Source organism: Streptomyces actuosus (assembly GCF_016921115.1).
Lineage (GTDB): Bacteria > Actinomycetota > Actinomycetes > Streptomycetales > Streptomycetaceae > Streptomyces > Streptomyces actuosus_A.
Genome location: NZ_JAFFZS010000058.1, coordinates 23,652 through 30,112, shown reverse-complemented (window position 1 = coordinate 30,112; position 6,461 = coordinate 23,652). Strand labels below are relative to the sequence as shown.

The following is a 6,461-nucleotide window of genomic DNA, read 5'->3' as shown; positions in this document are numbered from 1 at the left end:
CGCAGCCGGCTCCGTCGGCACCCCGACTACGGGTACGTCACTCCACTCGAAACGAGATCCTTGCTCAGGCAGAACCTCGTCCCGGCAGCGTAAACACCCGCTGTCCAGTTCGCGGGGGGAACTTCAGTCCGGTCTATTGATGGCCCCTTCGGCGGCCGCAAGTGACAACCCTGCACCCCCGGGCTGCCCCGGGGTCGTCTGGTGCAAGGTTGTACGAGTCGGTACCAGCTAACGAGAGCATCGGTGCAACAGCGGGCAAGCGGAACGGTTCATCGACCACTTCCAGACTTACCTACGCCATGAGTACGACGAAGGCCAAGTCGACCACCTGGAGCTCCGAGTTGGGAGGCAGCGCCTCGTGGGGTATCGCGAGAGTAGAGGCCAAGGCCGGCCGGGAAATCACCAAATCAACCTCAACGGGCAAGACGGTCACAAACTGGATGGACGTGCCGGGCGGGAAGTACGGGTACACCACTCCAAAGATCGAGCGCACGAAATACGTCATCGAGAAGTGGCAGGACACCCCCCGGTGTACCCCCAGGTTCCTCGGAAACATGGGAAAGCTTCGCGGCATCACGGCTTACCCGTTCTTCTCAGAGTGCATCGCGAGCCGCGCCTGCACACCGAAGCCCTGACCTGACCGAGCAGAGGGCGGCTGTCACGGTCGCCCCGAACGTGCCGCACCCACAAGACCAGGGGGAATCAACCGTGGCAGTACCTCTCCGATCCGTCAGCGAGTCTCGCTTCCCGCGACGTTGGCTGGCGGCTGCCGCAGCCCTAGGCCTCATGGGAGCGGCAGGATGCGCGCAGGATGACGTCGCAGACGAAGGGCCCCGGGGCATCGTCCTCGATCTGGGCGGACGCGTCGCCGTTCTCGACGACATCAACGCCAAGACGAAGATCGTCGCCGAGCGTCCGGACGGAACGGAGCGTCTGGACGTCTACCGGTTGACCGATTCACGTCAGCTGGCATCCGGGCAGATTCTGGGAATCCAGAACGGCAGCGTCGTGGCCGTTGACCCCCGAGCCCCGCAGAAGGCGGTCGTGCTCGCCCCTGCCACCAGTTGGTTCCCTGCAACGACGGAGAACACGGTCTGGGCAGTCACCGAAGAGCCGGCCGCTACGGCCTGCACGGGAGACGAGATCCCCGAATCGGTACGAGCCCGCTTCACCATCACCGAACAAGCGATCTCCGGGCGACCCTCGGGCCGGACCCTGACACTGCCGTGTGGTCTGCAGCCCATCGCCGAAACCCCCCTGGGAATTCTCGCGCAGCAGACCGTCAGGGACGTCCCCGCCTCTGGCAACGCCAAGACGGCACAGACCCGTATCGTCGTGCTCGACACGAACGCCACTGCCGTGGACCAGGTATTTGACGAAAGCGCGACGATCCTCAGCACCGCCGGTTCGCGGCTGCTGTGGAAGCAGGACGAGTGCGATGGCACGACTTGCGTCAAGGCCTATGACACGGGCACCAAGGCGACGACGGTTCCCACCTGTGCGAAGGGCTCTCTCGTCGGCCGCGGTGTTCTGGACCGGACCGGACGCTGGTACGCCAGCGCTATCCAGTCCGACGACGGGACGCACCTGGCTGTCCTCGACCTCGCACGGAACAAGTGCACGGATCTCGGCAGCAACCCGAGCCTCAGCGACAACAATGACCTGAACGGCGATGTAGCCGCATCCTGGAGCAGGTTCAACCTCCTGGTGCTGGACGCTCGTTCCGGATCTCTCACCTCCATCGACGCGGAATCCGGGAAGAAGGTGGTCCGTGACCAGGCCCTCGACGTCACCCAAGGCGCCCAGGTGTGGGGGGCGCTGACCAAGTAGGAATGTGCGTAGGGCACTGTCAGCTGCGGATGGCCTGTGGAGACGATCCCTATTGATCCGAAGCGGTTTGGGTTCTGGGTCGTTGGTGGGGTGTGAGCGATCTGGTGGGGGACGCGTGGCATCTGTCGCCGTCGGCGCAGGAGGCCCTGCGGCTGCGAGCGGTGGCCGCGTTGATGGCGGGGCGGGACCGTGAGGACGTGGCCGCGGTCTTCGGCGTGTCGCTGAGGGCCGTCGACAAGTGGTGGGCGAAGTGGCAGGCCGGCGGCCGTGAGGCGCTGGTCATGCGCCCGCGGGGCAGGCCGGTCGGGGTGCACCAGGTGCTCGGGGAGGCCGAGCAGGCCGCCGTGCGGCACGTGGTCCTCGATCACCGGCCCTGTGACATGGGCCTGAGCGGGCGGTTGTGGACGCGGCGGCTGATCGGTGACCTGATCGCGAAGCTGTACCGGGTGCGGCTGACCGAACCGGGGGTGGGCACGTAGCTGAAGCGGTGGGGGGTGTCCTTCCAGCGCCCGGACAAACGGGCCGTCGAACAGGACCCCGAGGCCGTCCGGCGCTGGCACCAGGAGACCTGGCCGAAGATCCGCGCGAAGGCGAAGGCCGACGGCGGTGAGATCCTCTTCGCCGACCAGGTCGGCATCCGCTCCGACCAGGTCACCGGCCGCACCTGGGGCGAGAAGGGGAGGACGCCCGTCGTGCGGCGGAGCGGGAACCGGTTCTCCGTGAACGCGATGTCCGCGATCAGCACCAAGGGCCGCATGCACTTCATGGTCTTCACCGAGAGCTTCACCGCCGAGGTGATGTGCCGCTTCCCGGACCGGCTCGCCCGCCACTTCGACCACAAGTCCACCTCGTCGTCGACGGACACTCCGCCCACCGGTCCAAGACGGTCCGAGACTGGCTCGCCGCCCACCCCGAGGCTGTCGAGTTGCACTTCCTGCCCCGTACTCGCCCGAGCTGAACCCCGACGAGCTGGTCAACGCCGACCTCAAGCACAGCCTGCCCCGGCAGCACCGAGCCCGCGACCAAGCCGAACTCGCCGCCGAAACCAGCCGCTTCTCCCGCCAGCGCCAGCGTCAGCCGCACATCGTCCGCGGCTACTTCGGCGGCCGGCACGTCCGCTACGTCCTGGACGAGAACCCCATGAGTTTCTGATCAATACCCGCGACCAGGCTTCCTTCTTCCAGACCTCGACCGCCACGTGGCACGGATCGTGCACCGTCGCGACCGCTCGGGCTGACGGGCCCGTCACTCGCCTTTGCTCGGGGCACCGTCGGCCCGACCGGGGCCGGTCCTCTCGTCTCGCAGGACCGGCTGCACCTCCGGGTCGGCACTGTCCCGGAACGGGACGGCGCTCCTTCGCCTGCTGGGTGAACGTCAGGATCCTCGGGGCCAGCAACTCGGCCGGGTCCGGGCCGCGTTCGGTTCCCGGTTTGACGTAGTCGCGCAGTCCCGCCACGAACGTGCCGAGCAGGGCGGGATCGCCCTCCGCGGAGGTGTCGCCCTTCGGCGGCAGCATCTGCGTGGTGATCGCGGTGCAGTTCTTCGGCCAGCCGGGCACGCCCCGGAGCACCCCGCAGTCCCGGGTGAAGTAGTACACGAAGAACTTGTCGCTGTGCCCGACGCTCTTCGCGTAGCCGTCGGCGGAGCCCTTGAGGTCGGTGTCCAGGACGTTCGCCACGCCGGCCAGCAGCGCGGCGTCGTTGACGGACAGGGCGCTGTACGTCGCGTTGCCGGTCTCGGTGGCGAGGGTGTCGACGACCGCGTAGACCTGCCCGGAGTCCAGCGGGAGGGCCCGCTGCGACAGGAAGTAGGCGGCGTCCTGCTGGTCGCCCAGGCAGTCCATGTTGATCGAGCGGCAGTACGGTCCCGTCCACCCGTACTCCTCGACGGGGTCGATCATCCGCGTGGACTCCGGCAGCGGCTGCGTGCAGTCCTCGGTCCGCAGGTGCGCCGTACCGCGGACCCGGTCGCACACGGCGCCGATCAGGTTCCGCATGTCACCTGCCAGGGAGGCCTCGCTGTCGGCCGTCCGGGCGCCGAAGGTGAGCGGGCCGTAGCGTTCGACGGGGCCGGCCGAGGCGGGCGCGCGCACCCGCATCACCGTCAGCGGGGGTTTCTGCCGCCACGCGTTCGCGGCCTGCTCCTGGCCGGGGTCGGGCAGGGCGTAGCGGAACGCGGTCAGGAAGTCGATGGCGTTCCTGCCCCCGCTCCTCTGCAGATCGGCGACCAGCCCGGCTCCGATCGGATCACCGGTCGCGCCTCCTCCCGGGTCGGCCCGCTGCTGACCGCACCCGACGGCGGCGGCGAGTATCACGCAGGTCAGCGCGCACCAGATCCTTTTCGGCGCCATACGGCCCAACGTGTCCTCCTGGCCCCCTGAACGTCTCGAAGGTGTCGGTCGGCCGGGCTGTGTTGCGTCGCCCCGCCCCCGACCGCGACAGCTCTCAGTAGTTTCAATGTCGCCTTGTGTGCACGGCCGGGCACGCGCGGTGGGCCGGGTGGGCGTCCTGCCGCCGTAGCTGTGGCCGGCGCATCGGCACGTGCCGACGGGTGCTGCCGGGATGTCCGGGCCGCCTTCGGGGCCCCGGCGGGTCGGGGCCCGGGGGTGCGAGGGGGTGCGCGGGCGGTGGCGCCGCCGCCGGGTCGGGTGCGAGGGGAGCGGCTTTCCGCGCCTCGGCCCGTAGGTGTCGCCGGGGGTGTGCTGCGAGAGGGGGGCAGCTCGCGGGTGTGGGGCTGGTGCGCCCTCAGGAAGCGGTGAGGGGGACGGTGATGGTGAGGTGGCCGTCGCCATCCGGTTGCGGGGAGTCGAGTGCGTTCATGCAGGCGGCCAGGTGGTCGCTCACCCGCCTGGTGACGTCCTCGTCCGGGCCGGCCGTGCCGTACGGGGCGAGTTGGCACTCGTCCTTCGTCGGCGGGTGACCGCCGACGTAGCGGGCCGCGTCCGTGCTGACGGTCCAGCAGGCCAGCGAGACTTCACCTGATCGCCCGCCGACTGCCGCACCCGGATGTGGGAGCACAGCGTGAAGTCGTCACCGCCCAAGGTGACCGTGGTGTTGAGCTCGTGGCGCGGCGAGCACTGTGCCGGCAGTTCACGGACGGCCGGTTGCCGGTTGCCCAGTGCCGCTCGCCATGGGCTCCGCGTAGACCATCGGGCGACCTCCCCCGCGTCGGTGGAGGGCAGCATCGCACGTGTGACGGGCCGTGGCCCTGCCGCTCCGGCTGCTGCGGCCCGGCCGGGGCAAGGTCCTGGCTAGGCGCGCGGTTCGGACTCGTCCGCGCCCTCCTCGGTGGGGAGTTTGGCGACGAAGGAGCCGAGGCCGGGTTCGGTGTAGATGAGCCCCTCCCTGCGCAGGTTCTGGAGGACCTTTTGTGCCGTCGCCGTCGCGATGCCGAACTCGGCGATGATCTGCATGACGGACGGCACGCGGGTACGCGGCGGGTACGTGCCGTCGTCGATCCGCTGTCGGATCACTTCGGCGACCTGCCGCCAGCGTGGAATGTCTGGTGCGAACTGCATCACCACACCACCCTGCCTGTACTGGGTACACCAGTGCGATCCCTGCCAAGCCCTAGTACACCATGGTCTGCTACCGCTACAGTGGCGCAACGAAGAACCCCCGCGACGGGTGGAGCCGTCCGGGGGCCTTGGCCACCAGCTGAACTGGAGCTGATGACATGAGCGACCTTATCCGTCGCCTGGCCGTCCGGGTGGGCCGTGCGCTCGTCCGGGCCGGATCGACGCGCCCGCCCGCCACCGCACCCGTCGCCGGGCATCGCACCGCTTTCCGGGCGCGGCCGGTCCCGCCCGCGCCCCTGCCGCGCCACCGCAGCCCCTACGGGCTCGTCACCGTTCTCGACGGCGGGGCCACCCGCGCCGTACGGCCCTACGTGGTCGCCCACGAGCGGCAGTGGCGGCTCCTCCACGGGTCGGCGTCGGGGCAGGTCCTGGCGCCGTCGGCGCCGGGGCGGGGCCTGCGCGGTCCGAACCGGGTCCACGGACCGGGGGCCGCCCGATGACGCCGCCCCGTCTGCTGCCCTGGGCCGGGTCCGGGGGCAAGGCGTGCTACCTGATCACGGATGACCCTGGTGGGCCGGTGTCCCGGCTGGCCGACGCGATGGAGTCCGTCCAACTCGGCATGGGCGGGCAACTGGTCGCCCACGCACGGCAGGTCCTGCCGGATACGGCGCCGGGTGAGCTGCGCTTCCTCGCCGAGTGCCTCGTACGCGCCCTGGACGACGCGCTCCGCGTCGCGGAGAGCCGCGGGCGGCGGCTGGAGGAGCAGACCTGAGCCGGGCCGGTCACGCAACGCCCGGGGCGCGGTCGACCGGGCCGGCTCCCGCACAAGGTCGGTCGCCCCGGGCTCCCGCACGACGTCGGTCGCCAGCCAGGCCCCACTCGACGTCGGTCGCCCCTCTGCGGCCCCGCACGGCGTCGGTCGTTCCCGCGGCTCCGTTCCCGGTCGGCCGGGACGCTGCCGGTACCGCCGGCGGTGCCGGTCGACGCCACGCACCCGCCGTACGCGGCGGCGCCGCCTGACGCGCCCACCCGAACGCCGTGTTGCGGTTCACTCCGACCGCACGAGCGGCAGCGGTGGTGCTGCCCTCCTCCTCGCCCGGCGCCTCGAAGAACC

The 6,461-nt window shown here is 70.2% G+C and carries 8 protein-coding genes and 1 pseudogene; 6 read left to right on the top strand and 3 right to left on the bottom strand.

Annotation, left to right across the window (positions count from 1 at the left end; genetic code table 11):
• Positions 1 to 299: 299 nt before the first annotated feature.
• The 4 genes and pseudogenes from JS756_RS34440 to JS756_RS38625 all read left to right on the top strand — a co-directional run bounded on the left by JS756_RS34440 (position 300) and on the right by JS756_RS38625 (position 2,788).
• Positions 300 to 635, top strand: a complete 336-nt coding sequence (locus JS756_RS34440; protein ID WP_205387216.1) for a hypothetical protein — start codon at positions 300 to 302, stop codon at positions 633 to 635.
• A 151-nt stretch (positions 636 to 786) separates the two neighbouring features.
• Positions 787 to 1,830: a hypothetical protein gene (locus tag JS756_RS34435; RefSeq protein WP_205387215.1), complete on the top strand. Its 1,044-nt coding sequence runs from the start codon at positions 787 to 789 to the stop codon at positions 1,828 to 1,830.
• A 92-nt stretch (positions 1,831 to 1,922) separates the two neighbouring features.
• Positions 1,923 to 2,309, top strand: a complete 387-nt coding sequence (locus JS756_RS38630) for a helix-turn-helix domain-containing protein (protein ID WP_438817368.1) — start codon at positions 1,923 to 1,925, stop codon at positions 2,307 to 2,309.
• A 15-nt stretch (positions 2,310 to 2,324) separates the two neighbouring features.
• Positions 2,325 to 2,788, top strand: a pseudogene (locus JS756_RS38625) (IS630 family transposase).
• Positions 2,789 to 2,815: 27 nt separating this feature from the next.
• Here the strand turns inward: JS756_RS38625 and JS756_RS38620 are convergent.
• The 3 genes from JS756_RS38620 to JS756_RS34420 all read right to left on the bottom strand — a co-directional run bounded on the left by JS756_RS38620 (position 2,816) and on the right by JS756_RS34420 (position 5,347).
• Positions 2,816 to 4,180 (bottom strand): hypothetical protein, encoded by a 1,365-nt coding sequence (locus JS756_RS38620; RefSeq protein WP_240204810.1) that lies wholly within the window; start codon positions 4,178 to 4,180, stop codon positions 2,816 to 2,818.
• Between the two features lie 394 nt (positions 4,181 to 4,574).
• Positions 4,575 to 4,847 (bottom strand): hypothetical protein, encoded by a 273-nt coding sequence (locus JS756_RS34425; protein WP_240204809.1) that lies wholly within the window; start codon positions 4,845 to 4,847, stop codon positions 4,575 to 4,577.
• Between the two features lie 233 nt (positions 4,848 to 5,080).
• Positions 5,081 to 5,347: a GntR family transcriptional regulator gene (locus JS756_RS34420; protein ID WP_205387214.1), complete on the bottom strand. Its 267-nt coding sequence runs from the start codon at positions 5,345 to 5,347 to the stop codon at positions 5,081 to 5,083.
• 158 nt (positions 5,348 to 5,505) lie between these two features.
• On the opposite strand from JS756_RS34420, the gene JS756_RS34415 reads away from it, so the two are divergent.
• Together JS756_RS34415 and JS756_RS34410 are read left to right on the top strand one after the other, a co-directional pair.
• Positions 5,506 to 5,847 (top strand): hypothetical protein, encoded by a 342-nt coding sequence (locus tag JS756_RS34415; RefSeq protein ID WP_205387213.1) that lies wholly within the window; start codon positions 5,506 to 5,508, stop codon positions 5,845 to 5,847.
• The gene (locus JS756_RS34410; protein ID WP_205387212.1) at positions 5,844 to 6,119 is read left to right on the top strand and encodes a hypothetical protein; all 276 of its coding nucleotides are present in this window, start codon (positions 5,844 to 5,846) and stop codon (positions 6,117 to 6,119) included. Before JS756_RS34415 ends, JS756_RS34410 begins: the two co-directional genes overlap by 4 nt.
• The last annotated feature ends 342 nt before the right edge of the window (positions 6,120 to 6,461 follow it).

What these genes read in the sequence shown, in the direction of transcription:
- JS756_RS34440 (WP_205387216.1), top strand. Translation starts at nt 300, where the DNA reads ATGAGTACGACGAAGGCCAAGTCGACCACCTGGAGCTCCGAGTTGGGA.
- JS756_RS34435 (WP_205387215.1), top strand. Translation starts at nt 787, where the DNA reads ATGGGAGCGGCAGGATGCGCGCAGGATGACGTCGCAGACGAAGGGCCC.
- JS756_RS38620 (WP_240204810.1), bottom strand. Translation starts at nt 4,180, where the DNA reads ATGGCGCCGAAAAGGATCTGGTGCGCGCTGACCTGCGTGATACTCGCC.
- JS756_RS34420 (WP_205387214.1), bottom strand. Translation starts at nt 5,347, where the DNA reads ATGCAGTTCGCACCAGACATTCCACGCTGGCGGCAGGTCGCCGAAGTG.
- JS756_RS34415 (WP_205387213.1), top strand. Translation starts at nt 5,506, where the DNA reads ATGAGCGACCTTATCCGTCGCCTGGCCGTCCGGGTGGGCCGTGCGCTC.
- JS756_RS34410 (WP_205387212.1), top strand. Translation starts at nt 5,844, where the DNA reads ATGACGCCGCCCCGTCTGCTGCCCTGGGCCGGGTCCGGGGGCAAGGCG.